The sequence below is a fragment of the Psychrobacillus sp. FSL K6-1267 genome (assembly GCF_038003265.1).
Taxonomy (GTDB): Bacteria; Bacillota; Bacilli; order Bacillales_A; family Planococcaceae; genus Psychrobacillus; species Psychrobacillus faecigallinarum.
In genome coordinates this window covers 3,294,843-3,320,343 of record NZ_JBBOOR010000001.1, presented here as the reverse complement: position 1 = coordinate 3,320,343, position 25,501 = coordinate 3,294,843, and the positions used below count along the sequence as shown (strand labels likewise).

Genomic DNA, 25,501 nt, shown 5'->3' with positions numbered 1-25,501 from the left:
GCTTTATCAATCCTTCACAGATAATTATGACAAAAAATGTCCACATAAATTAAATAAAATTTATAGTTAGAATCTTTTTATTAAAATACTGATAAATTAACCGAAATAAAGTACAGAAATAGAATGTGGGGGTTAATGAATTGGATAAGTCTACAGTAATTGGTCTCATCTTAGGAATAGTAGCTTTAGGAGTAGGAATGGTTCTTAAGGGAGTAGGGTTAGCTGCACTATTGAATCCAGCGGCTATTCTGATTATTATCGTTGGAACCATAGCAACAATTGTCATAGGATTTCCTATGGATGAGTTAAAAAGAATTCCTAAGCTTTTTGGTGTAATTTTTAAAGAAAAAAAATTAGTGCCTGATAGTGAGGTTATTAAATTGTTCTCCAATTGGGCTGATTTGGCTCGTAGAGAAGGGTTACTTGCGTTAGAAAGTAAAACAACAGAAGTAGAGGATCCATTTCTAAAAAACGGCTTAACTTTGGCGATTGACGGTCAAAATGCTGACTATATTAGAGATGTCTTAACAGAAGAGATTAGCGCATTAGAAGAAAGGCATTCAACAGGGGCACAAATTTTCACTCAAGCAGGTACATATGCACCAACCCTTGGAGTACTTGGTGCAGTAGTAGGTTTGGTAGCTGCCTTGGGAGATATGAACGATGTTGAAAAGCTTGGACATGCTATTTCTGCAGCGTTTATCGCTACATTGCTAGGGATTTTTACTGGCTATGTCCTTTGGCATCCGTTTGCAAATAAACTAAAAAGAAAATCAAAACAAGAAATTAGACAAAAAACAATGATGCTAGAGGGAATTCTTTCCGTTTTAGAAGGAGATGCACCTCGCGTGATAGAACAAAAGCTGGCTTCTTATCTATCTATGTCTGAACGTAAAAAAGTTTTAAATGAAAGCGGGGAGGCTGGCCTTGGCAAAGAAGCATAAAAAACATCAACATGAAGAGGAAATGAGTGAATCTTGGCTTCTTCCTTATGCAGATATTTTAACCCTGCTATTGGCATTGTTCATCGTGTTATTTGCTTCTAGTACCGTAGACCAAGAAAAGCTAAACCAAATGTCTGCAGTTTTTAATCAGGTATTTGATGGAGGCACGGGTCTAATGGAACAGCCATCTCCTATGGATGTTCCTAGAAATAACAATAGTGGTGACTCCAATCAAAGCATGGCTTATATTGAAGACCAGCAAGCATTGTCTGAGATTCAAGATAGTGTAGATGAGTATATTGCAGTGAATGCACTCGAAAAACAATTCGCAACTGAATTAACAGATGAAGGATTGTTAGTGACTATTAGAGATAGTATTTTATTTGATATGGGAGAGGCAGAAGTAAAGCAGGAATATAGACAAATTGCAGAAGATATTTCTGATTTGTTAGTATTTGATCCACCTCGAAATGTGGTCATTACAGGACATACAGACAATATTCCGATATCTAGTAACATTTATGCCTCTAACTGGGAGCTAAGTGTTATGCGTTCGGTTAACTTTTTGAAGATATTAGTGAACAATCAAACAATCGATCCGCTATATTTTAGTGCGAAGGGGTATGGAGAGTTTAGGCCAGTTGCGTCAAATGACACGGGGGAAGGACGAGCAAAAAACCGACGTGTTGAAGTATTGATACAACCACGTGTATTAGAGGATGGTAGCTTAAACGATCAGCCACAGTAAAGATGAAACTGACAATTATTTAAAATAGTTGTCAGTTTTTGTTTGACTTTCTTAAACAAAAGTTTATAATTAAAACAAAAGTTCAAAAGAGAGGAGGTAAAGGTTTGGAATCAAAGGAAATTAAAGTTTTAACATATCTCCGTAAAAACCCATATGCTTCGCAGCAGGAAATGGCAGGTGAGCTAAAGATGTCTAGGCCAGCTGTAGCTAACATCATTTCTCAGCTTATAAAAAGCGGGAAAATAATTGGACGTGCATATATATTGCCCGAGAATAAAGAAATTATTTGTATAGGTGGAGCGAATGTTGATAGGAAGTATATTGTAAAAGATAAATTACAAATGGGAACTTCCAACCCAACCACAAGTCTCCAAAGCATAGGGGGTGTAGCCAGAAATATCGCCGAAAACTTAGGCAGGCTTGGAAATACCGTTCGCTTGCTTACAGTTGTCGGCAATGATATGGAATATGCCTCGATTGAAAAGGCTTCTAGTCATTGGATGAATTTATTTTCTGTGGAAAAACTTGCAAACTACTCCACGGGAACTTACTCAGCTGTTTTAGACAGAGGAGGAGAAATGTTATTTGCTTTAGCCAATATGGATATTTATGATCAGTTGACAGTAGAATACATGAAAAAACAAGAGGCTTATCTGACCAATGCACAGCTTATTATAATAGACATGAACTGTCCTAAGGATGTCATGGAATACATTCAAGCCTTGGCAGTTGGAAACAAAATACCACTTGCTATTATTCCAGTATCATCTCCAAAGATGAATAGGATGCCAGAATCATTAGAAGGTATAGAATGGCTCATAACTAACAAGGATGAAGCCGAAACTTATTTTCAAAAACAAATTATCGATGAGGATTCATGGAAAAACACTGCTGAAGCATTCGTTCAAAAAGGTATACGTCACGTGATAATCACTAATGGCAGCAAGGGTGTCGTGTTTGCTGGAGAAGAGAAGGAAACTATGTTTATGCCTGCTATACATACTGAGCAGGTTGTTGACGTGACTGGAGCAGGTGATGCATTTGTCTCTGGGACTCTTCATGCGTGGCTAGAGGGAGCAGAGGTACAACAGGCAGTGTTAACAGGAATGATAAACGCAACAAAAACACTACAATCTGCAGAAACAGTAAGAACTGAGCTATCTAAAATGAAGCTAACTAATGAACTGGAGGAATATACACAATGAAAAAATATTTAACATACTCACAAGAAGTAGAACAAGGAATGGCAGAAGGAAAAGCAATAGTAGCACTAGAGTCAACAATCATTTCCCATGGAATGCCTTATCCTCAGAATATAGAGATGGCAAGAAAAGTGGAGCAAATCATCCGTGACAATGGAGCAGTTCCAGCAACAATAGCAATAATGGACGGGAAAATTAAAATTGGACTTTCAAATGAAGAATTAGAAACTCTTGCAACTAGTAGTAATGCTAGAAAAACTTCTAGAAGAGATTTACCTTACGTAGTGGCTTCAAAAGAAATTGGTGCTACTACTGTTGCGACAACAATGATTTGTGCAGATCTTGCAGGAATCCAAATGTTTGTAACTGGAGGTATCGGTGGTGTTCATAGAGGAGCAGAAACTACAATGGATATTTCTGCAGACCTTGAAGAGCTTGCTTCTACAAATGTTGCGGTAGTTTGTGCGGGGGCTAAATCTATTCTAGATATTGGATTAACATTAGAATATTTAGAAACAAAAGGTGTGCCAGTTGTAGGTTTCCAAACAGAAGCATTCCCAGCATTCTATACAGCTACTAGTCCTTTTAAATCTAACTTCCGTATGGATGAGGAAAAAGATGTTGCTGAGATGTTAAGCGTGAAGTGGGAGCTTGGTCTTCAAGGAGGAGCTATTATCGCAAATCCAATTCCAGCAGAGTACTCATTGGATGAGGAATATATGAATGGAGTAATTCAATCGGCATTACAGGAAGCAGAAGCGAATGGTATTAAAGGTAAAGACGTTACACCATTCCTACTTGGAAAAGTAAAAGAGCTAACTGAAGGTAAATCGTTAGAATCTAATATCGAGCTTGTATACAACAATGCAAAAGTTGGGGCAAAAATTGCAGTTGAATTGAATAAATTATCTTAAGTAATAAAATCCTTTCCTAATCTTAGGGAAGGATTTTTTTGTTACATTTACGTGAAAAGCATGAATAGATGGCAGATTTCCACTTTCGGCGAGCGCTTTCCGTGGGGTGAGCGAGAAGCCATCCCGATGCTTGCGCGTTGTATGTGATGACTTATCTGCCTCAATCATCCCACAGGAGTCGCCGATTGTCGCTCCAATTTTGGTTTAGGTAATTGGAATGGTTATAGAAAAGAAAAAGAGAGGTAACCTTGGAATAGACCGGGTTACCTCTCTAATAGTTTGTTTTTCCTGTGATACAGTCGATTTAGACTTGCGAAAAAGACTTATGCTCAGCTTACTTTCTTAAACTACCAAGCTCTGCAACAATTGCTTGCATTTCACTTGGACTAAAAGAATCTCTTTTGTTGACCATTTCATATAAATATACGAGATCTTCATAGGCTGTAGCTTTAAAATCCTCTGATTTCATCGCATCTACATTTACCATACGTAATTTTTCCTTGATTGTTTCAAGCATATAGCTGATATTTTCAACGGAAGGTTGAGTTAGATCCATTCTTTTGTACCTGCCTTTCATACATTAGAAATATCATTTCACGCTACGGATGGAATGTCAAATACTAATTAAGACTTGCTAGCTAGTTTTTCTTCTTTTAGCTTGTTTTTTATACGTTTCGTTTCATAAACTATAACTCCGGATAGGCCAAGTAATCCTATTAAGTTAGGAATAGCCATTAAAGCATTGGTAATATCCGAAAAGGTCCATATCAAATCTAAAGAAACAACGGATCCGATGAACACCATGGCAACAAATGCAATACGATAAATGATTAACAACGACGGATTCTTAAATAAGTACTGGAAGCATTTTTCTCCGTAATAGGCCCATCCGAAAATTGTAGAAGATGCAAAGAAAATTAGACCTACAGCAATTACTATTGGCCCCCAATCCCCAAGGAAGTGACCAAAGGCTGCTGAAGTAAGATCTCCACCAGTTATATTAGGATCTTTATACATCCCAGACATTACAATCGTAACTCCTGTGATTGAACAGATTATAAACGTATCTAGAAATACTTGAGTCATAGAAACGAGAGCCTGTCGACCAGGTAAATCAGTTTTTGCAGCCGCTGCAGCTATTGGAGCGGAACCAAGTCCTGCCTCATTAGAGAATACTCCGCGTGCAATACCATAACGGATAGCTGCACCAACAGCTCCGCCAACAGCTGCTTCTCCTGTAAACGCAGATTTAAAAATAATAGCAAAAGCTTCAGGGACTGCTGTAATATTGGTAACCATTATTACAAGACCTGCGAGTATGTAAAATAAAGCCATTACCGGTACAAATACTGCAGTTACGTTACCAATAGATTTAATACCTCCAAGAATAACGAGTGCGGTAAAAATAGTGAGAACTATGCCAGTAATCCACGTTTCAATTCCAAAGGTAGATTCAACTGCGCTCGAAACTGAATTAGCTTGTGTGCCGTTTCCTATTCCGAATGCAGCTAATGCGCCAAAAATAGCAAACAGCACTGCTAACCACTTTTGTTTTAAGCCATGTTCTATGTAATACATAGGTCCGCCGGCCATTTGACCTTTAGCATCCTTTACACGATATTTAACTGCTAGTATTGCTTCACTATATTTGGTTGCCATCCCAAAGAAAGCGGAGAACCACATCCAGAAAACTGCACCAGGACCTCCTAGTAAAACTGCAGTAGCAACACCGACAATATTACCTGTCCCTACAGTAGCGGCAAGTGCAGTAGTTAGCGCCTGAAATTGTGATATATCTCCTTCCGCTGTCTTATCATGCTTTCTAGAAAAAGTAAGTCTTAAAGCTACTGGCAGCAATCTAATTTGTAGGAAACCGACTCGGATGGTTAAAAAAATTCCTGTCCCTACTATTAGGATGAGTAGAGGGATTCCCCATAGTACATCTGAGACACTTTTTAATATTTCTAGTAACTTATCCAATTAATATCCTCCTTAATTCGTTTTGTTATTAAAGTTTTTGCTAGCATCTCAAAAAATGAGGAAATAACAAAATTTTAATAAACTAAATTTATTTGCATTCAATTCCTTTCACATTAATTTTTATCCTTTTAACAATATTCGTAAAATTCTCTCAAATAGTCAAGCTTATTTTTGTAAAATATTATTATTAATAGTTTGATTCGTAAAAGCCAGGGTATAATAAAATTAATATAAAATAGCTAAATTTGGAGGTCATACGTATGAGTGAAAGCAAATTCGTTAAAGGGATACTATACGGTGCTATTCTTGGTGGGGCGCTTACAATGTTAGATCGAAAAACAAGAGATTCCGTAATGAACCAATCTCGCCGAGTTAGAAACGAAATTAAATATTACAATAAAAACCGTGACGAGCTGAAGCAGACTATTGAACAACAGGTGACTAAATGGCAATCAGTTTATAATCAATTCACTTCAGATGCAAAATATATTTCACAAAAAGTAAATGAAGTTAAAGAAATTACACCTCAAGTTAAAACTCTTGTTACTGATACAAAAGATACTTTCTCACAATCAAAAGAAGAGTATAAATCAATTGTAGTTCCAGAAAATGAGGAACCTAAAAGTATTTACGAACCAAAATTACAATCTTAAATGTAAAGGAGAGGAAGAAATGGTATCAAGGATGGATCAACCTCATAAATCAAATAAGAAATCTTCCTCTCCAGGCTGGTATCAAAAGCTAAAATTTTTAAATTTTAAAAAGAAGGAGAAAAAGAAAGAGGAGCACCATGACTTAACATCGTGGTCTGGGTACTTCAAGCATTTAATCGCTCATATCCAGCGAACGGATATTACTGGTCTGGCAGCACAGTTAGCCTACTTTTTCCTTTTATCATTATTTCCTTTATTAATTTTTATCGTTACATTACTGCCTTATCTCAATTTAGATGAGGCTCAGGTTTTCCGCTTCATAGAAAACTATGCACCAGCAGAGGTTTATAAGTTAATTAATGGTACTGTCTCGGATGTACTAGTCAGTCGGAATGGCGGGTTATTATCTATCGGGATTCTCGGTACGATATGGTCTGCTTCAAATGGGATGAATGCAATTGTGAAATCCTTGAACAGGTCTTATGATATTGAAGAATCTAGACCCTTTTTTATCGTTAGAGCTTTATCTGTAGTCTTTACTTTGCTGATGATACTGCTTTTCGCTGTAGCACTTGTTCTACCGGTTTTTGGTCAACAGATTGGTACTATCCTATTTTCTTATTTTGGTTTCCAAGAGGACTTTGTGAATCTATGGAATAATATCAGATGGACACTTACTCCGATCATAATGTTTATTGTGCTTTGTGCACTATATTGGATTGTTCCAAACATTAAGCTAGGACTAAGAAGTGTTTTCCCTGGAGCAGCATTTGCTACTTTGGGATGGATTCTCGTATCTCTAGTATTCTCTTTCTATGTAAGTAACTTTGCGAACTACTCTGCTACTTATGGGAGTATTGGGGGGATTATCATCCTCATGTTATGGCTCTACTTCACAGGAATAATTCTGTTGGTTGGCGGCCAAATCAATTCTGTAATGCAAGAGAGAAAGTTACAACTAGATAATAAGAAAACAATGAAAAAAGCTTAATAAACACTCATGGGTTGAAGATATTTATGAATTCAACCCATGAGTGTTTTTTGTTTAGAGGACATTGAAAGGGGTCTCTTATCGGGTAAATTGCGCGGTCGCCACTAAAAAGGTGAAAACGTCACGTAAGTAGGATAAATGCGCCCGTAAAGTATGGCAAAGTGTCTCGTAACCAAGAAAAGCGCCCCTAAGTAGAGAGAAGTGTCTCCTAACCAAGAAGAAAGCACCCCTAAAGTAGGGCAAAGTGTCTCCTAACCAAGAAAAGCCCCCCTAAGTAGAGAGAAGTGTCTCCTAACCAAGAAGAAAGCGCCCCTAAAGTAAGGCAAAGTGTCTCCTAACCAAGAAAAGCGCTCCTAAAGTATAGAGAAGTGTCTCCTAACCAAGAAGAAAGCGCCTCTAACGTATGGCAAAGTGTCTCCTAACCAAGAAGAAAGCACCCCTAAAGTATGGCAAAGTGTCTCCTAACCAAGAAGAAAGCACCCCTAAAGTGGGGCAAAGTGTCTCCTAAACAAGAAAAGCGCCCCTAAGTAGAGAGAAGTATCTCCTAACCAAAATAATAAAAATCGTTCACTCAAATCAAACAATTTCGCACAGCGCCCGAATTTTTTCTCTTAACAATAAAAAAGCATCCGTCTAAACAAGACGGATGCTATGCTACATTAAATTTTACGATTTAACATTCTTAAACCATTTAAGATAACGAGAATGGTGCTGCCCTCATGTCCAATAACTCCTAAAGGTAAGTCTACAACCTGTAAGAAGTTGGAAACGATAAGAATGGTGATTACTGCAAGAGAGAAAAAGATATTTTGTTTTACGATTCTTTGCATTTTACGAGACATTTTTACTGCATAGGCAATTTTGCTTAAGTCATTTTTCATTAAGATGACGTCGGCAGTTTCTAACGCCACGTCAGTTCCTTCGCCCATTGCAAAGCCAGTTGTTGCTGTTGCTAGGGCAGGAGCGTCGTTAATTCCATCCCCAACCATTCCGACAAATGAATGCTCCGCTAAGAGCTCCTTCATATGCTGAACCTTTGTTTCTGGGAGACATTCGGCAATATATTGGTCTATTCCAGCCTCTTTAGCGATTACCTTTGCTGTTTTTTCATTGTCGCCGGTTAGCATGACCGTTTTGATTCCTAGCGATTGTAAAAGCTTAATAGCCTCTTTAGCTTCTTCGCGTACCGTATCTTTCAAGGCAGCAGCAGCTGCAATTCCCTTTTCATCACGCATGAAAATTACTGTTTTTCCTTCATCAGCTAAGGCAGCAGCGACTCCATCTTGGAAAGCAAATGCATCAGCTTTATTTACGAATTCAGGCTTGCCAACTATAATTTCCTGACCGTCAATTGAAGCTCTCAGCCCGAATCCTGGTCTGTCTTCAATGGAGATGATTGGAAGTTGTGTAATTCCCTCTGTCTTAGCAAATGCCGAAATAGCCTGTGCAAGTGGATGATTGGACTGGGATTCAATTGTAGCAAGAATAGTTAGAGTAGATAAACGATCTAAATCATCTCTTACAAAAAAGTCTGTTACGACTGGTTTCCCTTGAGTTAGTGTACCAGTTTTATCTAGAGCAATTGCTTTCATTTCACTAATATTTTCTAAATGCATTCCACCCTTAAACAATATTCCATTTTTTGCACCGTTTGAAATAGCTGCTAGAGTTGCGGGCATGATAGATGCAACAAGCGCACAAGGGGAGGCAACTACCAATAAAACCATCGCTCGGTAAAAAGTTGTGTTCCAATCCCATCCAAGTAAAAAGTGGGGGAGAACCATCATAACTGCTACTGCAATTAGAACTACTTTTACATAAGTACCCTCAAAACGTTCTATAAATTGTTGGGCAGGAGACTTTTCATCTTGCGCAGTTTGTACAAGATCAATAATCTTTTGGAATAAAGAGTCCTCGTTGGTCTTAGTCATTTCCATTGTAATGGCGCCGCTTAAGTTAACTGTGCCGGCAAATAGAGTGTCGTTTGGTTGCTTAGAAAGGGGAATAGATTCACCACTAATAGCTGCTTCATCAACGGAGGTCATTCCATTAATCACAATCCCATCAGCAGGAATTCTTTCTCCTGGTTTTACTACTAAATTATCACCGACTGCTAAATCCTTTATGGAAACACGTATGGTGCTTCCATCAGCTTGAAGCTTCCATGCTTCTTCTGGTTGGAGCTCCATTAACGAAGAAATCTCTTTTCGACTTTTATTCATCGTATATGTTTCCAAAGCGCCACTTACAGCAAAAATAAAAATAAGAATAGCACCCTCAGTCCAATAACCAATAATGGATGAACCAATTGCTGCAAAAATCATAAGCATTTCTACATTTAATTCTTTTTCCTCTATCGTTGCCTCTATTCCTTCCTTAGCCTTAGCAAATCCACCAATTATAAAAGCTAATACGTAAAAGACGATGGAGACTGTTTCAAAACCTGATTTACCTATAAACCAGGCGATTAATATTAAAAGCCCAGAAAATAGAGCTGCAATCAATTCTATATGGGGCATTACTTTAGATAGGAAGGTATCCTTTTCTTCTATAGTCGACATATAAATCCTCCTCTTGATAGTGATTTTCATTATTAATTCTCTGTAAAATAGAGTAAAACTGGATTTTCACTATGGAAAATCCAGTTAATTTAAATTAAATATTACTTTATAATAATTATAATCTAGAGAATTTTAACTGTCAACCATTAAAATTAAGAGAATACAGGCTCTTTATACAATGACAATTTTTCTAAAGATGATTTGTCTACATCTGCATGAAGACTATTACCATGAGAGTCCATGGTCACAACCGCCGTGAAATTTTCTACTCGTAAATGCCACATTGCTTCTGGAATTCCAAATTCCATTAAATCTACGCCTTCTACTTCTTTAATGCAGTCAGCATAATATTGTGCAGCACCACCAATTGCGTTTAAGTATACTCCGCCATGCTCGTTAAGTGCAGCTAACGTTTTAGGGCCCATTCCACCTTTACCTACAACTGCACGTATACCAAACTTTTTCATGATATCACCTTGATATGGCTCCTCGCGAATAGAGGTAGTTGGTCCGGCAGCTCGAACATGCCATTTATCATTATCGTCCTTTTGCATTACCGGACCGCAATGATAAATAATATGGCCATCAAGATCTACTGGTGCGTCGTGGCTCATAAGGTGGTGATGAATAGCATCGCGACCAGTGAACATACGTCCAGTAATTGAAACGACATCTCCTACTTGAAGGGAACGAATTTGCTCTTCGGTGATAGGGGCAGAAAGCTCTATAACTTTTTTAGGTGCTTCTTTTTGAGTTTCGTCTTTAAATTCAATTTTCTCACCATCTTGGTAATGCCATTCTATAATTTCTCCTGTGGAAGGATCTATATTAATGGCCATACGGCGATATGCCCAGCAATTGTATGCTACCGATACATAGAAACTCGCAGGGATACGGTGCATGACACCAATTTTACAACCAAGCAGAGTTGCCTCGCCTCCAAAGCCCATCGTACCAATTCCTAATGTATTTGCTTTTTCCACGATATAAGCTTCTAGTTTGGCTAAATCTTCATTTTGATTAATATCATCTACAGAACGGAATAATTGCTCCTTCGCCAAATCATATCCAGAAGAGCGGTCGCCACCTATTCCTACTCCTATAAAGCCGGCTGAGCAGCCTTGACCTTGGGCCTGATACACAGAATGAAGAATGCATTTGCGGATGCCATCTAAGTCTCTTCCTGCACGTCCAAGACCTTCTAATTCTGTTGGAAGGCTATATTGGATGTTTTTATTTTCACATCCGCCACCCTTAAGAATAAGCTTCATTTCTATATAGTCTTTTTCCCATTGTTCAAATTTAACTACAGGTACACCTTCTCCTAAATTATCGCCACTATTTTTTCCGGTTAAAGAGTCAACGGAGTTTGGACGAAGTTTAGCATCTTTAGTAGCAGTAATGATAGCTCGTTTAATAGCTTCCTTAATTTCTATTTGATTTACACCAACAGGAGTTTTAATCTTGAAAGTTGGTAGTCCTGTATCCTGACAGATAGGTGAAATATTTTCATCTGCCATTTGAATATTATTTGTAATTGTATCTAAGCTCATTGCAGCACGAGTACCTTCATTTTCAGCAGCTTTTGCTTTTTGAATCGCTCTTCTCACATCTTTAGGTAAGTTGGTAGAAGTTTCGGTAATCAAATCATAAATACTTCTCTCTAGTTGTCCCAATTGCATTTGGTAGCGCCCCTTTTATGTATGTAGTAACAAACATTACAAGTATACTATTTTAATGGAATGAAAAAAAGAGCAGCTTAGCGACTGCTCTTTTATGCAATGATGACTTTTATATTTCATGAACCTTGTTTCATTGAAAGGAAAATAGAATTCTAGAAACAATAATAATTGCTACAAAAACAAAAGGTATCGGAAATTAATTTCCCGATACCTTTAGCTAAAATACTACTCTTAAGAGTTTTTAAATTGTTCCATTTTTAGTTCTAAATCATCCATCATTTGAATAAGTCTGTCTATATCTTCTAAATCAGTCGTCTCAGGTTCAATAGAATCAAGTACTTCTAGAAACATTTGAAGTCGGTCTTTTAAATAAGATACTTGTTGTTCTGAATTTGATATTTGATTGCCCACAGAATAACACCTCACTTTATAAGATAAGAATATAACATCAGCGGCATAAAAGATAGGTAAAAAGAGTTATTTTATTAATTAATGCATTCAAAATATTTACACTATTCTGTTTATGTGATAAGGTATGAATAAGTTATACGAAAGGAGGCCGTAGTGAATAGTCGAAACCAATCAATCATTAGAAGGAGGCGGTTCAGACATTTCACCGGCAAAATAGCCGCAAATGCAGTTATGAATACTCACAAGGATTTTAGTAATATATAAAGGCTCGGTCAATCTTAAGTGATATTGACTGAGCCTTTTGTTGTTTAAATAGCATGAAAATTTTGTTATGATAACCTGGATTATATTAAAAAGATGAAGAGGTTATCCAATGCAACAATTTACAGCTTTAGAGAGCAGACGGTTTAAAATATTAGTTATTATAGTTTCCATTTCAGGGTTTTCCCAGGGGATGCTCTTGCCTTTAATCTCGGTCATTTTTGAACAGGATGGGGTAAGTGCAACATTAAATGGATTGAGTGCGACAGGTTTATACATAGGTACTTTGTTAATCTCGCCGTTCATCGAGCCACCACTACGCAAATATGGATACAAGCCGATGATTGTTATAGGTGGGCTTATAGTTATAGTTTCACTTCTTCTTTTTCCTTTATGGAAAAGCGTAGCCTTTTGGTTTGTGCTTCGTTTGTTAATAGGAATTGGTGATCACGCACTCCATTTTTCTACTCAAACGTGGATTACTAGTTTTTCTCCTCAGCATCGCTTGGGAAGAAATATAGCCATTTACGGACTTTCTTTTGGGCTAGGCTTTGCAGTTGGACCTTTGTTTGTCCAACTGGTAGAAATTTTTGAGGGTCTTCCGTTTATCGTCTCAGGTCTTTTATGTTTATGTGCCTGGGTTCTAGTATTTTTCTTGAAAAATGAAAAGCCAGAAACAATTTCTTCTTCAACTGTAAACGGGACATGGAAACGATTTGGAGCAACTTTTGCAGTAGCATGGATTGCTTTTATTCCGCCATTTAGTTATGGCTTTTTGGAATCTTCCCTGAATGCTATTTATCCGGTATATGCTCTACGGAACTCGATTGAAATTAGTCATTTATCATATATTTTAGCCGCATTTTCCATTGGGGGAGTAGCTTCTCAATTACCCCTTGGCATGTTGAGTGATCGCTTGGGTAGAAGGCAAGTTTTGTATAGTATGCTTGGATTAGGTGCTTGTACGTTTGGAGCAGCTAGCTTTTTTGAAACCTCTGCAATAATTGTAGGTGCTTTCTTCTTTATAGCGGGAACCTTTGTAGGGTCTACCTTTTCTCTCGGCATAGCTTATATGACTGATTTAACTCCAAAAGAGCTATTGCCTACTGGAAATTTAATCTGTGGTATTTTTTTCAGTCTAGGAAGCCTTTCTGGCCCCTTCATTGGAGGATTGTTTATTCAATTGTTTGAGGGAGTTAGCTTTCTAATTCTCATCGCTATACTTCTCGGTGTCCTTGCTATACTTATATTTTTTACAAAATCTAAGAATCCTATCCACTTTGTGACCGATAAAATGTAAACTAATATTTGGCTACCATCACTCACTTGAGCAATGGTAGCCAAATTTATTTAGTATTCCAACTTATTCCTAGAGTATTGACATTACAAGTTCATTTAATATAATTGTATAGCTTCATTTACATTTGATATCTCAAGAATTGAAAGAGAAAAGGGGAAGACTTATGTGGTTTATATTTGCTCTTTTGACTGCCTTAGCATGGGGAGGAGCAGACTTATTTTATAAAAAGGGTACAGATCCCAAGGATAAATTTAGCCATTTGAAAATAGTTGTAATGGTAGGTTTGGTCATGGGAATTCATGGAACATTATACATGTTCCTTAAGGGCATTCAATTTGATCCGATGGATATGGTGTTGTATCTACCTGTTTCTGCACTTTACATACTATCAATGGCTATAGGATATATTGGGTTGAGATACTTAGAACTCTCAATAGCATCGCCGGTTCAAAACTCCTCTGGGGCTATTACAACGATACTCTTATTTATCTTTTTTACCCACTCGCTAAGTGCATTAGAAATAATATCTATTATTATTATTACATTAGGGGTAATCGGACTAGCTGTTTTTGAAAAACAACTGGAAAAACAAGCGCTGCAAGCAAAACCTAAAACTATAGATACTAAATATACTATTGGATTTATGGCTATTATATTTCCAATTTTATACGCATTAATTGACGGGCTTGGAACGTTTGCTGATGCAGTATATTTAGATGAGCTTAGTTTAATCGGGGAGGACGCAGCTCTACTAGCGTATGAGTTTACGTTTTTTATTTGTGCAGTAGTGGCTTTTGTTTATCTGAAGGCTATAAAAAAAGTCAAGTTTAATATATTCAAAGAAAGAGACAAGACAAGTGCAGCTATTTTAGAAACAATAGGTCAGTTCTTTTATGTATTTGCCATGTCTTCAAATGCAATCATTGCGGCTCCAATCATTGCTTCCTATAGTATTTTTTCTGTGTTATTATCTAGAGTCTTTTTAAAAGAGAAGCTAACGAAGAAGCAATACGGTGTGATAATCGTAGTAATCGTAGGCATTGCTTTATTAGGAATAGCAGATGAGTTATAAAAAAAACGTAAGCTTCTAGCTTACGTTTTTTTGGTGTGTGTTATGGTTTTAAGACAAATTTAATACTTTCCTCTTCATGATCATGAAATATTTTATAGGCTTCACTAGCCTGCTCTAACGGGACTCTATGCGTAATAATTTGAGTAGGATCAATATCTCCATTAGTAATCATTTCATATAGTTTAGGCATATAGTGTACAACAGGTGCTTGTCCGGTTTTTATAGTTACATTTCGTTCAAAAATATTACCGAGAGGGAACATATTGTAATTGGAACCATAAACACCGGTTAATTGGATCGTACCGAACTTTCTTACCGCTTCTATTCCAATATCAATGGCGCTTAAAGTACCACCCTGCAATTTAAGCTTTTGTCCGACTTTTTCCATTGTAGACATTTTGCCATCCATACCAACACAATCGATAACCACGTCTACACCGCCGTTTGTAATTTCTCTAATGTATTTACCCATGTCATCGTATTCTTCGAAGTTGTACGCTTCAACTTTGTTCATTTTAACAGCATGATTTAAACGATATGTTAAATGATCGACCGCTATAACACGTTTTGCGCCTTTCATCCAAGCAAATTGCTGTACCATGAGTCCGATAGGTCCAGAGCCAAGTACAGCAACAGTATCTCCTTGTTTCATACCTGAGTGCTCGATACTCCAGTAAGCTGTAGGAAGTACGTCTGAAAGGAACAGCAATGACTCATCCTCCAATTCACAGGATTCTGGTATTTTGAAAGGCATATAATTTCCATAAGGCACTCGTAAATACTCGGCTTGACCACCAGGGAAGTTGCCATATCGCTCTGTGTAGCCTAAGTATGCTCCAGAGTCGATTAGCGGATTATCGTTGGAATTATCACACTGACTTTCCATTTCATTTTGACAATAAAAGCATTCTCCACATGAAACGTTAAAAGGAATTACAACCCGGTCACCCTTTTTTACTTTTGTTACTGATGGACCTACTTCTTCCACTATTCCCATGGGTTCGTGCCCGATTACAAAATCCTTACGTGTTGGCATACCGCCTCTGTAAATATGTAGGTCTGACCCACAAATAGCAGTAGTAGTAATACGTACAACAATATCGTCGCTTTTTTCAATTTTGACATCAGGAACTTCTTTAACTTGTATATCTTTTGCGCCTTGATAAGTTACTGCCTTCAAGCTATCTCCTCCTTTAAAATGTTTTCTATATTAATTATTACCCTGGAGGAAGTAAAAAAAACTTCAAATTCAAAAAATAGCATAGTTCATTAAATTAACTATCTTGTCTTGCGCGTCATGATCGATTTTTTATGTTAATTATTGTATCTTCCTTGGAATGGTTAGATTTTGGGATGATAGAAAGCTCACCATTGGATTCTAAAATAACGACTTGAACTTCATCCATAGATAAATTACCATCCATTCGAACCGATTGGATAACTTCATCTTCACCTATTCTTTCTTTTTTCATTGTTTTATAAAAATAGCTTCCATTGTAATAAAGCAATGCTGCATCTGCAGTTACAATATCATCAAAAGTATCTGATTTTTTACTGCTAAACGAAAATAGCCATTGGAGAGCAATTAACACAAATACAGCTGCAATCCATCGAAAATAGAGACCTTATTATCAAGCATAAAAGTAGCAAATACTGAACCAATAGATACTGTGATTACTAAGTCAAAGGCATTTAACTGTGCTAAGGAGCGTTTTCTAGCAAGTCTCAACATGATGATTAAGACGATATAAGCCATGACACCTAATAGAATTATTCGCCAGATTTCCAACCAGTTTAAATCAAACAATTGACACCCTCCTAAAGTTATTTTTTAAATTCTTTACCACAACATCTATTAGGAAAACATAAGGGACGTCAATATTTATTGAAGGAGAGATGACATGAAGAAAATAAATATATTTTTGTTGGGATTGATAATTTTGAGTATACTTACAGCCTGTGGTAAGGATGAGGAACTTTCTAATGGTACAGGTATAGCTGAGGAGGACCATGATGACCATGAGGGACATAGCCACGAAGGTGAAGAAAATATTGTGGAATTAGATTATGCAAAGTTAGATCAAGCAATTGAACAGGTATTGGAGGAAATCCCTAGCTTTTCAGTTCAAGAAGAAATTGAAAAGGGTACAGAGGAGAGCATTTTAACTTACTTCAATGAAGACAAAATGGAGTTCCGCTTAAAGGTAGAAAGCGTTATAGGAAATAAAGAATATGATAAAGAGGAGTTAAAAGTATACTCCCAATATTATGTGAAGGAAAATTTGTTGGCGATAGAAATGGCTAAAAAGAAATATAATATCGAGGTTAAACCTTCAGAGGTTGCTAGCTATATAGAAGAGAATGTAAAGGGCATTGTTCCAGAAGAAAAGGAGCAATATGCTAAAAGTATTGGAGTTACTTTAGAAGAATTAGATAATATCTTTGATCGAGATATCTATATAATGGATGTACTTTGGTCTAAGCTAACACCAATTTTAATGGAAAAATACAAACAGGGAGAAGGAGAAAGTGAAGAGGAATATATGGAGAGACTCACAAATGAATTCTATAATGCATAAAAGAGCAATCTAAACGATAGTGTTAATCCCTTTGATTATAGGAGAGCTTCTTGATCTTAGCTTTAGACATCGTGTTTTGCGGGGAACGATAATCCTTCAGCCTTGTAGGAAGTCTACGGACAGGCATATCTATAAGATTATTAAAAAGACGTGAAGTCAGTGGACTCAACAGTCTAAAATTATTCGGCAATGATATAGAATAAGTCTGTCCAAACCTACATTAAAACAAGGGAATTTAGAACTAAAGGGCAAATTCAGTGTATTTTAACGCTTTTTTAAGTTGGAGGGATGAAGATAACAGTCCATCGTGTGGTCGTTGATCATTCCAACAGCCTGCATATATGAATAGCAAATAGTGCTTCCAACAAAAACAAAGCCATCTTTTTTTAAACGTTTACTCATTGAATCACTTATTTCATTGGAAGTAGGTACATCATTAACCGAATTCCAATGATTGATAATAGGAAAGCCATCAACAAAACTCCAAATATAATTAGAAAAAGATCCATGTTCCTTTTGAATTTTTAGGAAAGCGTGGGCGTTAGTTATCACACTAAGAATTTTAAGGCGGTTTCGAACAATTCCGCTGTTCTCACGAAGAGATTGGATCTTTTCTTCATTGTAATTAATAATTTTGTTGGCCTCAAAGTTATCAAATGCTTGGCGATAGTTTTCACGTTTTTGTAATATTGTCCACCAGCTAAGTCCTGCTTGAGCGCCTTCGAGACATAGCATCTCAAATAGATGTCTATCATCATAAACGGGGACACCCCATTCTCGGTCATGATATTCTTTGTATAAAGGTTCCTTGCCAACTACCCAATTACATCTATTCTCCATGTTTAAGGTCATCCCCTTTTAATACGAACGTATATTCTGTTTTTATTGTATTATAGAAAATACTAAATAGCAATAAAAAATGGTTGGTAGTGATATTCCACTACCAACCATTTATAATGTTAACGATCTTTGTCTTCATCACCCCAGCATTCTACTTCTCCTATGTCAGGTACATTTTCCTTGTAGAATACAGGATCCAATCCTTTTTTTCGTTGTAACACATAATCATTTATAACACGTTTGGCAATTTTCCATAGCATAAGGATAGCAACTAGGTTAATGATAGCCATTAAAGCCATAAAGAGGTCAGCTAAATCCCATACAAGTTGAACTTTTGCCACAGAACCAAACATAACAAAACCGACTACAAGTACACGGAAAATAAGTAGCATAGTCTTGGATTCCTTGATAAAGCCGATGTTTGTTTCGCCGTAATAGTAGTTACCTATTACTGAGCTATAAGCAAACATAAATATCGCGATGGCTAAAAATGTACTTGCCCAGCTACCTAAGCTATCAACTAAAGAAACCTGTGTTAAATTAACCGAAGCTGCTTCAGATTGAAGGTATGCATCGCTAAGTAAAACAATGGCAGCTGTTGATGTACAAACAATTATTGTATCAATAAAAACACCAAGTGTTTGAATGAGACCTTGTTTCACAGGATGAGAAACGGAAGCAGTCGCCGCTGCGTTTGGGGCAGAACCCATCCCTGCTTCATTTGAGAATAATCCTCTTTTAATCCCATTCATGATGGCAGCTCCGACCATCCCTGCAAATGCTTCTTCAAAACCAAATGCTGATTTGAATATAAGAATGAATACATTTGGTAATTCACTAATGTTCAAAAAAACTACAAGTAGAGCAACAGCAATATATGCTAATGCCATAACTGGTACTAGAATTTGCGTAACACTTACTATTCGCTTAAGACCACCGAAAACTATGACTGCAGTAAATATTGATAAAATGATACCAACTACTACTCGACTAGATCCAAAGCTCTCTTCAAAAGCAATAGTGATAGTGTTGGCTTGCACTGCATTAAAAACAAATCCATATGTAAGAGTAATCACAACTGCAAAAAGAATACCCATCCAACGCTTATTTAATCCTTTTTCCATATAGTACGCTGGTCCACCACGGTACATGTTACCATCTTTAACTTTGTACACCTGTGCCAGAGTACTTTCTATTAAAGAAGAAGCACCACCAATAATAGCAATCATCCACATCCAAAATATTGCTCCAGGTCCTCCGAGCGCAATAGCGGTTGCAACACCAGCTATGTTGCCGGTACCAATGCGAGAGGCCGCAGATATTGTAAAAGCCTGAAAGGAAGAGACGCCTTTTTTTCCAGAACTATCAACAGTAGCTTTTTCTGTAACAACACGGAACATTTCTGGTATTAATCTAATTTGAATAAACTTTGTCTTTACTGTGAAAAATATTCCTACTCCTACTAAGAGTATGATTAATATGTAAGAATATAAAGCATTATTCACATCCTGTAACATACTTTCAAACAAACTCATTATTAATTCCTCCTAAAAATCCGTAACGCTAGTTATGTAATACCTATTTTATATAGATTGGTTTAATTTCTCTTATCTAAACATCTCACAAATGCTCATTTTGTAAGATGAATTTTGTTGAGTAAATAAATAGAGTTGGTTTTGTGTAAAAACCAACTCTCTATTTTCAAACAGAAATATTACAATCTAATAATTTTATAATAAAAATTTCAAAGAGGAAAGTCTAATTACACTATTTGTGTAAATAGGTATAAAAAAATATGGATAAAAAGATTATTCTTTTTATCCATATCAAGTTAAAGAGTAGGTAATTCCGCTCTTTCCTCGGCTGAAAATACACGAGAATGAATATGAAATGCAATACCTTCTGTGCTTTCAAGAGAAAAGGCTGCCCCCATGCCCTCGACGACATCTAATATTAGCTGTGTATGTTGCCAATAAGTGTAGTGAGACTGGTGCATATAGTAGGGCGCATTTCCAACTGTACCAATTAGGAGGTCACGACTTCCGATATAGAAGTCTCCCTGCCTGTAGCACATTGGAGCAGAACCATCGCAGCAGCCAGCAGACTGTACGAACATAATTGCCCCATGCTTTGTCTCAAGCTCATTGATTAGCGTAAGAGCTTTTTCTGTTGCTACGATGCGTTCTACCATTCTTTCATCTCTTTTCTAACTGTTTAGAAGAAGCCCATTGCTGATTTGTTGTAGCTAACTAGCATACATTTAGTTTGTTGATAGTGTTCAAGCATCATTAAGTGGTTTTCACGACCGATACCAGATTGCTTGAATCCTCCGAATGCTGCATGAGCAGGGTATTGGTGGTAAGTGTTTGTCCAAACACGACCAGCTTGGATTGCACGACCAGCACGGTAAGCTGTGTCAATGTTACGAGACCAAACTCCAGCACCTAATCCGAACTCAGAATCATTCGCAATTTCCATTGCTTCGTCAAAGTCTTTGAATGTAGTAACAGAAAGTACTGGTCCAAAGATTTCTTCTTGGAAGATACGCATTTTGTTGTTCCCTTTGAAAACTGTTGGTGCAACATAGTAACCGCCTTCGTGGTCACCTTCAAGTTTATTTTGAGTTCCACCGATTAACAATTCTGCGCCTTCTTCTTTACCAATTTCAATGTAAGAAAGAATTTTTTGTAATTGTTGGTTGGAAGCTTGAGCGCCCATCATAGTTTCTGTATCTAATGGGTTACCAATTTTAATAGCTTTAATGCGTTCTAATGCACGTTCCATGAATTTTTCATAAATTGATTCTTGAACAAGTGCACGAGATGGACAAGTACAAATTTCACCAGAGTTAAGCGCGAATAATACCAAGCCCTCGATTGCTTTGTCTAAGAACTCATCATCTGCATCCATAACGTCTTCGAAGAACACGTTAGGTGACTTACCACCAAGCTCTAATGTTACAGGAATAATGTTTTCAGTTGCATATTGCATGATTAAGCGACCAACACCAGTTGAACCAGTGAACGCTACTTTTTGAATACGTGGGTTTGTAGCAAGTGGTTTCCCAACTTCTGCACCGAAACCGTTTACAACGTTTAAAACACCAGTTGGTAGGATATCTTGGATAAGCTCTAATAACACCATTAATGAAGCAGGTGTTTGTTCAGCTGGCTTCATAACAATTGTATTACCTGCAGCTAATGCTGGAGCGATTTTCCAAACAGCCATTAGTAGTGGGAAGTTCCAAGGAATAATTTGTCCTACAACCCCGATCGGCTCATGAAAATGATAAGCTACTGTATCGTTATCAATTTGACTAATACCGCCTTCTTGAGCACGGATAGCCCCTGCAAAGTAACGGAAATGATCTATAGCCAATGGAATATCAGCATTTAATGTTTCACGAACTGCTTTCCCATTATCCCAAGTTTCCGCAACAGCAATTTTTTCTAAGTTTTCTTCCATGCGGTCAGCAATTTTGTTTAAAATAATCGCACGGTAGGCTACAGATGTTGCAGCCCAAGCACCTTTAGCAGCATGAGCAGCATCTAATGCAAGCTCGATATCTGCTTCTGTAGAACGAGCGGCTTTAGTAAATACTTCACCTGTAAGTGGTGATACTACATCGAAGTATTCTCCGTTAACTGGAGCTACCCATTGTCCACCGATAAAATTATTGTAATGATCTTTAAAGTCAACTACTGCACCCGCAGTATTAGGATTTGCATAAATCATATTTATTGCCCCCAAAAATTATTATTTTTATCACTTAATGTTCAGACGTCTGACGCCTTACAATAATCACATCATGCACCAGAAAAAAAAAGAAAGCAAGAAATAAATTCATTTTTTATTCACAATTAAAAATAAAAGTTTCTTTTTAAAATTGAAAATATACAATTGGTTAATATGTAATTATTTAACATTAGATAATTGATATATAACAATTTTATATATATTTAACTGGATTTTTGTGTTATGTATTATAACAGAATAATAAAATAATTTATGAATTTTTATGCATATATAATGAATCTTTATTCTAATTTTAATTAAGATTTAGATTAGCTTTCATAAGGGATATTTCTTTACTAAAATAAAAATATATTATTAAAAAAATCTTTTCAGTAAACTGTTTCTAAAAAGATAATATTTGTGCTGATACGTTCTAGAATGGTCTGAAAATAGAACATATAAAAAGGCAAGAATGTTGCTTTAACAGCAGCATTCTTGCCTTTTCAATATATTTTTAATGATAGAGAGCTCAACAGACAGTCACCGAGGATTTATATACCTCTATATTTGATGGCCAACCCTTTTAAGAAATTTCTAGCAAATTTGTCGCCACATTCTTTATAGTTTCGGTGACCTTCTTTTCGTAGGATGGCACTTAACTCACTTTTCGTAATCGCTACTCTTGACTCTTCTAGAATATCAATCATATCCTCACTTGTTAATGCCAATGCTATTTTCACTTTCTTCATAAGCATGTTATTGACACTTTCACTATTTCCAGATGGGGATGGTGGGGCTACTTGTTGTCCTTGTTTTTGCTCCTGTGGTCCTCTTTTAAAAGTAATAAGACCATTTAAAAAGGATTCTAACATTTTATTGTTACATTTTAATTGGTTATCCTCTTCCTCAGGACTCTCATCATAGTCACTTTCAAAGCTATCCTTGGATTTAGTTAACAGCTTCAAAACGTCTTCCTTGGAAATTTCTACGCCACCAAGTTTAAAGATTTCAACCATTTCTTTGTTTTTAATATCTAATGCATATCTCAATCGGATCAATATATCATTATTTTCCATTTATAATCCTCCTTTAGCATTTAAATGCTTCTAATGTTATGTAACAGCTTTCCTTCTACAGTGATAAACAGTATAGAGGAAAATCCGAGAATCACTCAGATTCCCGGATCCTTTTTACAATGAACCATTATTTTAACGTAAGCAAAGTAACTACTTCAATATGAGCTGTCTGTGGGAACATATCAACAGGCTGCATATATTCTACATGGTAAATTTTCGTCAGCTCCTGCAAGTCCTTTGCAAGAGTGGAAGGATTACATGAAGTATACACAAAACGTTTAGGTTTTATTTCTAGCACTGTTTTTAGAAGCTCCTGATCTAACCCAGTTCGAGGTGGATCTACTGTCAGTATGTCTGGTACAAATCCTTCGCTCTGCCATTGTTTCAACCATTTTTTTGCAGTTCCATGAACATACATCGTGTTTTGGTAGCCGTTACGTTTAGCATTTTTCTTAGCATCCTTAATAGACTCCTCAATAATGTCCATACCACGAACCTCTTTAGCATTTTTAGCAAGCCAAAGCCCAATTGTTCCGACACCACAATATGCGTCCACTACTGTTTCTTTACCAGTTAATCCGGAAGCTTTTTCAATCTCATCGTAAAGGTGCTCAGTTTGTTCAGGATTCAATTGGAAGAATGCACGAGCAGATAGGTCAAATGCCAATTCTCCAAGTTTTTCTTGAATGATTTCCTTACCAAATAAATTGAAGGTCGTATCACCAAACACTAAAGATGTTTTTCCAGGGTTAATGTTCTGGCTAATGGACACAATATTAGAATCAATTTTGCGAATCATTTGTACAAGGTCTTCTTTACGTGGCATTTTCTTTTGGGTAGTCACTAATGTCACTTGGATTTGCCCAGTTTTCATTCCGGTACGCACAACAATAGTACGAACAAGTCCCTGAGGATTTTTATCGTCGTAAATTGGAATGTTAAGCTCTTTTAAGTACGCTTTTATTTCGTTTGTGATACGGGTAGTGGCAGGATGTTGTACCATACATTCGTTAATATCGATTAACTTGTTAGTACCTTCTGCATACAAACCGGCGATTACATCATTACCTAGCTGTCTTGTTTGAAACTGGCTTTTGTTTCGATATAACCAAGGGTTTTCCATCCCAAGCGTAGATCTGACCTCAATCGTTGGAGTTAGGTCTTTCATATATCGCTCAAGCGCTTGGATTACCATGTCTCTTTTTTCAATTAGCTCTCGCTCATAGGACATATGCTGAAGTTGGCATCCTCCGCAAGCCTCGTAAACTGGACAAGGTGGTTTCACTCTGTCTGGAGAAGCCTGTCTGATTTTTTTTATCGTTGCTTCTGCGTATTTTGGAGTTACTATAGTTACTTGAGCAGTTACCACTTCTCCAGGAAGTGCTCCTTTAACAAATACTACATTGCGCTTAAAGAAGCCGACTCCTTCACCATTAATGCCTAGCCTCTTTATAGTAAGTGGGAACTCTTGTCCTACTTTTATAACTGTTTGTTCTTTCATATCCTTCACGTCCTTTATCAACCAATAAAACAGTATAACTTTTTTATATGGTCGGTTGCAAGTTAAAGGTGCCAGTTAATGATACTAACTGGCACCTAGTTGCATTAACATCTATTATAAAGGAATTTACTGTGGAAGAGAATAATCAGGTATATCTAGTTTGGATAAGTTAAGATCATTAATCCTACCAAATGTATAGCCTCGTTTTTTCGCTTCTTTAATAAAGGCCGGAAGCCCATCTGCATTGTCAGGAGACACGGTATGCATAAGGACGATTGCCCCTGGATGAATTTGTGTTATTAACTCGTTGTAAGCATATTGACCACCTTTTTTCTGATCTCGATGCCAATCAATAAAAGCGATTGACCAGAAAAAATGCTGATGACCAATTTCATTTGCTGCAGCTAATACATCTTCATCAAAAATTCCCTCGGGAGGTCTAGTGACAGTAGTTCTCTCTAAAGAAGTAAGCTCTTTTAGACGGTTATCAAATTTCTGTAGTTCTTTTTTTATTTCATCCTTTGACATTTTTGCAAGATTTGGATGCCCGTAAGAATGGTTACCTATTTGATGTCCTTCTTCAATCATACGTTTTACGAGTGGGGTGGCACTCTCTAGATAATGGCCTGTTAAAAAGAAGGTGGCACTAATATTTTCTGCTTTTAATGTATCTAAAATACTAGCGGTATAGCCGTTCTCATAACCATTATCAAAGGTGAGGTATATAATCTTCTTATCAGCAGGGCCTTTATAAATTGCCCCGTGTTTTTCTAACAATGCATCTAGTTCTGCTCCGGCCTCAGGTGGAACTTCATCTCGAGCTTTTTTAAATCCCCAATGTATCTCCTTCGCTTCTGCCGTAAATGGCTCATAGGAAAAGCCGAGGCTTATGATAAAGGTTGCTATTATAATTCCTATTACGTGCTGCTTCCACATAATTATTTGCTCCTTTTCTAATGAATGTTTGCACAAAAAAGCGCAATCTCTTTAAAAATAGATTGCACTTGGGAGTGGGATTTATTCATTTTTACCAGTTGGTTAGTTTTACTAT

24 protein-coding genes are annotated in these 25,501 nt (G+C 36.9%); 9 read left to right on the top strand and 15 right to left on the bottom strand.

Translation table 11 applies throughout. The annotated features are described in order from the left end of the window. Positions 1–140 precede the first annotated feature (140 nt). The 4 genes from motA to MHB55_RS17095 all read left to right on the top strand — a co-directional run bounded on the left by motA (position 141) and on the right by MHB55_RS17095 (position 3,808). Positions 141–944, top strand: coding sequence for a flagellar motor stator protein MotA (gene motA, locus MHB55_RS17110; RefSeq protein WP_144541386.1), 804 nt, complete (start codon positions 141–143; stop codon positions 942–944). After that, complete coding sequence (gene motB / locus MHB55_RS17105) at positions 928–1,692, top strand: flagellar motor protein MotB (RefSeq protein WP_144541388.1); 765 nt, start codon at positions 928–930, stop codon at positions 1,690–1,692. The genes motA and motB overlap by 17 nt, the downstream gene beginning before the upstream one ends. 104 nt (positions 1,693–1,796) lie before the next feature. Further along, entirely contained in the window at positions 1,797–2,897 is a 1,101-nt protein-coding gene (locus MHB55_RS17100; protein WP_144541390.1) for a PfkB family carbohydrate kinase, read from the top strand. After that, positions 2,894–3,808, top strand: a complete 915-nt coding sequence (locus tag MHB55_RS17095) for a pseudouridine-5'-phosphate glycosidase (RefSeq protein WP_144541392.1) — start codon at positions 2,894–2,896, stop codon at positions 3,806–3,808. The genes MHB55_RS17100 and MHB55_RS17095 overlap by 4 nt, the downstream gene beginning before the upstream one ends. A 334-nt stretch (positions 3,809–4,142) precedes the next feature. On the opposite strand, the gene MHB55_RS17090 is transcribed toward MHB55_RS17095, so the two are convergent. Together MHB55_RS17090 and MHB55_RS17085 are read right to left on the bottom strand one after the other, a co-directional pair. After that, positions 4,143–4,364: a DUF1128 domain-containing protein gene (locus MHB55_RS17090; protein ID WP_144541394.1), complete on the bottom strand. Its 222-nt coding sequence runs from the start codon at positions 4,362–4,364 to the stop codon at positions 4,143–4,145. Between the two features lie 68 nt (positions 4,365–4,432). Continuing rightward, a complete protein-coding gene (locus MHB55_RS17085) occupies positions 4,433–5,788 on the bottom strand; it encodes an alanine/glycine:cation symporter family protein (RefSeq protein ID WP_144541396.1) in 1,356 nt (451 codons plus the stop codon). A gap of 260 nt (positions 5,789–6,048) precedes the next feature. On the opposite strand from MHB55_RS17085, the gene MHB55_RS17080 reads away from it, so the two are divergent. Continuing rightward, entirely contained in the window at positions 6,049–6,441 is a 393-nt protein-coding gene (locus MHB55_RS17080; protein WP_144541398.1) for a YtxH domain-containing protein, read from the top strand. A gap of 19 nt (positions 6,442–6,460) precedes the next feature. Beyond that, a complete protein-coding gene (locus MHB55_RS17075) occupies positions 6,461–7,432 on the top strand; it encodes a YihY/virulence factor BrkB family protein (protein ID WP_340863706.1) in 972 nt (323 codons plus the stop codon). Positions 7,433–8,091: 659 nt separating this feature from the next. Here the strand turns inward: MHB55_RS17075 and MHB55_RS17070 are convergent. The 3 genes from MHB55_RS17070 to MHB55_RS17060 form a co-directional block, all read right to left on the bottom strand. Further along, positions 8,092–9,993 (bottom strand): heavy metal translocating P-type ATPase, encoded by a 1,902-nt coding sequence (locus MHB55_RS17070; protein WP_144541400.1) that lies wholly within the window; start codon positions 9,991–9,993, stop codon positions 8,092–8,094. A gap of 152 nt (positions 9,994–10,145) precedes the next feature. Continuing rightward, positions 10,146–11,675, bottom strand: a complete 1,530-nt coding sequence (locus MHB55_RS17065) for a fumarate hydratase (RefSeq protein ID WP_144541401.1) — start codon at positions 11,673–11,675, stop codon at positions 10,146–10,148. Between the two features lie 231 nt (positions 11,676–11,906). Further along, positions 11,907–12,086, bottom strand: a complete 180-nt coding sequence (locus MHB55_RS17060; protein WP_154310023.1) for an SE1561 family protein — start codon at positions 12,084–12,086, stop codon at positions 11,907–11,909. A gap of 373 nt (positions 12,087–12,459) precedes the next feature. On the opposite strand from MHB55_RS17060, the gene MHB55_RS17055 reads away from it, so the two are divergent. After that, positions 12,460–13,647, top strand: coding sequence for an MFS transporter (locus tag MHB55_RS17055; RefSeq protein WP_340863705.1), 1,188 nt, complete (start codon positions 12,460–12,462; stop codon positions 13,645–13,647). A gap of 163 nt (positions 13,648–13,810) precedes the next feature. After that, positions 13,811–14,719 (top strand): EamA family transporter, encoded by a 909-nt coding sequence (locus MHB55_RS17050; protein ID WP_340863704.1) that lies wholly within the window; start codon positions 13,811–13,813, stop codon positions 14,717–14,719. A gap of 40 nt (positions 14,720–14,759) precedes the next feature. Here the strand turns inward: MHB55_RS17050 and MHB55_RS17045 are convergent, their stop codons facing one another. From MHB55_RS17045 to MHB55_RS17035, 3 genes are all read right to left on the bottom strand, one after another. Continuing rightward, positions 14,760–15,899 carry a zinc-dependent alcohol dehydrogenase gene (locus MHB55_RS17045; protein WP_340863703.1) on the bottom strand — a complete coding sequence of 380 codons (1,140 nt, stop codon included), beginning with the start codon at positions 15,897–15,899 and terminating at the stop codon, positions 14,760–14,762. A 115-nt stretch (positions 15,900–16,014) separates the two neighbouring features. Beyond that, positions 16,015–16,311, bottom strand: a complete 297-nt coding sequence (locus MHB55_RS17040; protein WP_195761979.1) for a YetF domain-containing protein — start codon at positions 16,309–16,311, stop codon at positions 16,015–16,017. After that, a complete protein-coding gene (locus MHB55_RS17035; protein WP_144541407.1) occupies positions 16,305–16,526 on the bottom strand; it encodes a hypothetical protein in 222 nt (73 codons plus the stop codon). Before MHB55_RS17035 ends, MHB55_RS17040 begins: the two co-directional genes overlap by 7 nt. Positions 16,527–16,620: 94 nt before the next feature. Here MHB55_RS17035 and MHB55_RS17030 point away from each other — a divergent pair, with 94 nt between their 5' ends. Next, positions 16,621–17,298, top strand: coding sequence for a hypothetical protein (locus MHB55_RS17030; RefSeq protein WP_144541408.1), 678 nt, complete (start codon positions 16,621–16,623; stop codon positions 17,296–17,298). Between the two features lie 264 nt (positions 17,299–17,562). Here MHB55_RS17030 and MHB55_RS17025 read toward each other — a convergent pair whose 3' ends face one another. The 7 genes from MHB55_RS17025 to MHB55_RS16995 all read right to left on the bottom strand — a co-directional run bounded on the left by MHB55_RS17025 (position 17,563) and on the right by MHB55_RS16995 (position 25,386). After that, the gene (locus MHB55_RS17025) at positions 17,563–18,138 is read right to left on the bottom strand and encodes a DNA-3-methyladenine glycosylase I (RefSeq protein ID WP_144541409.1); all 576 of its coding nucleotides are present in this window, start codon (positions 18,136–18,138) and stop codon (positions 17,563–17,565) included. 119 nt (positions 18,139–18,257) lie between these two features. Continuing rightward, the gene (locus MHB55_RS17020; protein ID WP_144541410.1) at positions 18,258–19,673 is read right to left on the bottom strand and encodes an alanine/glycine:cation symporter family protein; all 1,416 of its coding nucleotides are present in this window, start codon (positions 19,671–19,673) and stop codon (positions 18,258–18,260) included. 296 nt (positions 19,674–19,969) lie between these two features. Further along, positions 19,970–20,329 carry a DUF779 domain-containing protein gene (locus MHB55_RS17015; RefSeq protein ID WP_144541412.1) on the bottom strand — a complete coding sequence of 120 codons (360 nt, stop codon included), beginning with the start codon at positions 20,327–20,329 and terminating at the stop codon, positions 19,970–19,972. 23 nt (positions 20,330–20,352) lie between these two features. Then, positions 20,353–21,873 carry an acetaldehyde dehydrogenase ExaC gene (exaC, locus tag MHB55_RS17010; RefSeq protein ID WP_154310026.1) on the bottom strand — a complete coding sequence of 507 codons (1,521 nt, stop codon included), beginning with the start codon at positions 21,871–21,873 and terminating at the stop codon, positions 20,353–20,355. Between the two features lie 551 nt (positions 21,874–22,424). After that, positions 22,425–22,949 carry a YehS family protein gene (locus MHB55_RS17005; RefSeq protein ID WP_154310027.1) on the bottom strand — a complete coding sequence of 175 codons (525 nt, stop codon included), beginning with the start codon at positions 22,947–22,949 and terminating at the stop codon, positions 22,425–22,427. 127 nt (positions 22,950–23,076) lie between these two features. After that, entirely contained in the window at positions 23,077–24,450 is a 1,374-nt protein-coding gene (rlmD, locus tag MHB55_RS17000) for a 23S rRNA (uracil(1939)-C(5))-methyltransferase RlmD (protein WP_154310028.1), read from the bottom strand. A gap of 126 nt (positions 24,451–24,576) precedes the next feature. After that, positions 24,577–25,386 (bottom strand): polysaccharide deacetylase family protein, encoded by an 810-nt coding sequence (locus tag MHB55_RS16995; RefSeq protein WP_151112929.1) that lies wholly within the window; start codon positions 25,384–25,386, stop codon positions 24,577–24,579. Positions 25,387–25,501 lie beyond the last annotated feature (115 nt).

Excerpts from the sequence above, each read along its gene's own strand:
- MHB55_RS17070 (WP_144541400.1), bottom strand. The coding sequence starts at position 9,993 with ATGTCGACTATAGAAGAAAAGGATACCTTCCTATCTAAAGTAATGCCC.
- MHB55_RS17075 (WP_340863706.1), top strand. The coding sequence starts at position 6,461 with ATGGTATCAAGGATGGATCAACCTCATAAATCAAATAAGAAATCTTCC.
- MHB55_RS17090 (WP_144541394.1), bottom strand. The coding sequence starts at position 4,364 with ATGGATCTAACTCAACCTTCCGTTGAAAATATCAGCTATATGCTTGAA.
- MHB55_RS17095 (WP_144541392.1), top strand. The coding sequence starts at position 2,894 with ATGAAAAAATATTTAACATACTCACAAGAAGTAGAACAAGGAATGGCA.
- MHB55_RS17005 (WP_154310027.1), bottom strand. The coding sequence starts at position 22,949 with ATGGAAAATAATGATATATTGATCCGATTGAGATATGCATTAGATATT.
- rlmD (WP_154310028.1), bottom strand. The coding sequence starts at position 24,450 with ATGAAAGAACAAACAGTTATAAAAGTAGGACAAGAGTTCCCACTTACT.
- exaC (WP_154310026.1), bottom strand. The coding sequence starts at position 21,873 with ATGATTTATGCAAATCCTAATACTGCGGGTGCAGTAGTTGACTTTAAA.
- MHB55_RS17055 (WP_340863705.1), top strand. The coding sequence starts at position 12,460 with ATGCAACAATTTACAGCTTTAGAGAGCAGACGGTTTAAAATATTAGTT.
- MHB55_RS17025 (WP_144541409.1), bottom strand. The coding sequence starts at position 18,138 with ATGGAGAATAGATGTAATTGGGTAGTTGGCAAGGAACCTTTATACAAA.
- MHB55_RS17020 (WP_144541410.1), bottom strand. The coding sequence starts at position 19,673 with ATGAGTTTGTTTGAAAGTATGTTACAGGATGTGAATAATGCTTTATAT.
- MHB55_RS16995 (WP_151112929.1), bottom strand. The coding sequence starts at position 25,386 with ATGTGGAAGCAGCACGTAATAGGAATTATAATAGCAACCTTTATCATA.
- MHB55_RS17030 (WP_144541408.1), top strand. The coding sequence starts at position 16,621 with ATGAAGAAAATAAATATATTTTTGTTGGGATTGATAATTTTGAGTATA.
- MHB55_RS17015 (WP_144541412.1), bottom strand. The coding sequence starts at position 20,329 with ATGGTAGAACGCATCGTAGCAACAGAAAAAGCTCTTACGCTAATCAAT.
- MHB55_RS17065 (WP_144541401.1), bottom strand. The coding sequence starts at position 11,675 with ATGCAATTGGGACAACTAGAGAGAAGTATTTATGATTTGATTACCGAA.
- MHB55_RS17050 (WP_340863704.1), top strand. The coding sequence starts at position 13,811 with ATGTGGTTTATATTTGCTCTTTTGACTGCCTTAGCATGGGGAGGAGCA.
- MHB55_RS17080 (WP_144541398.1), top strand. The coding sequence starts at position 6,049 with ATGAGTGAAAGCAAATTCGTTAAAGGGATACTATACGGTGCTATTCTT.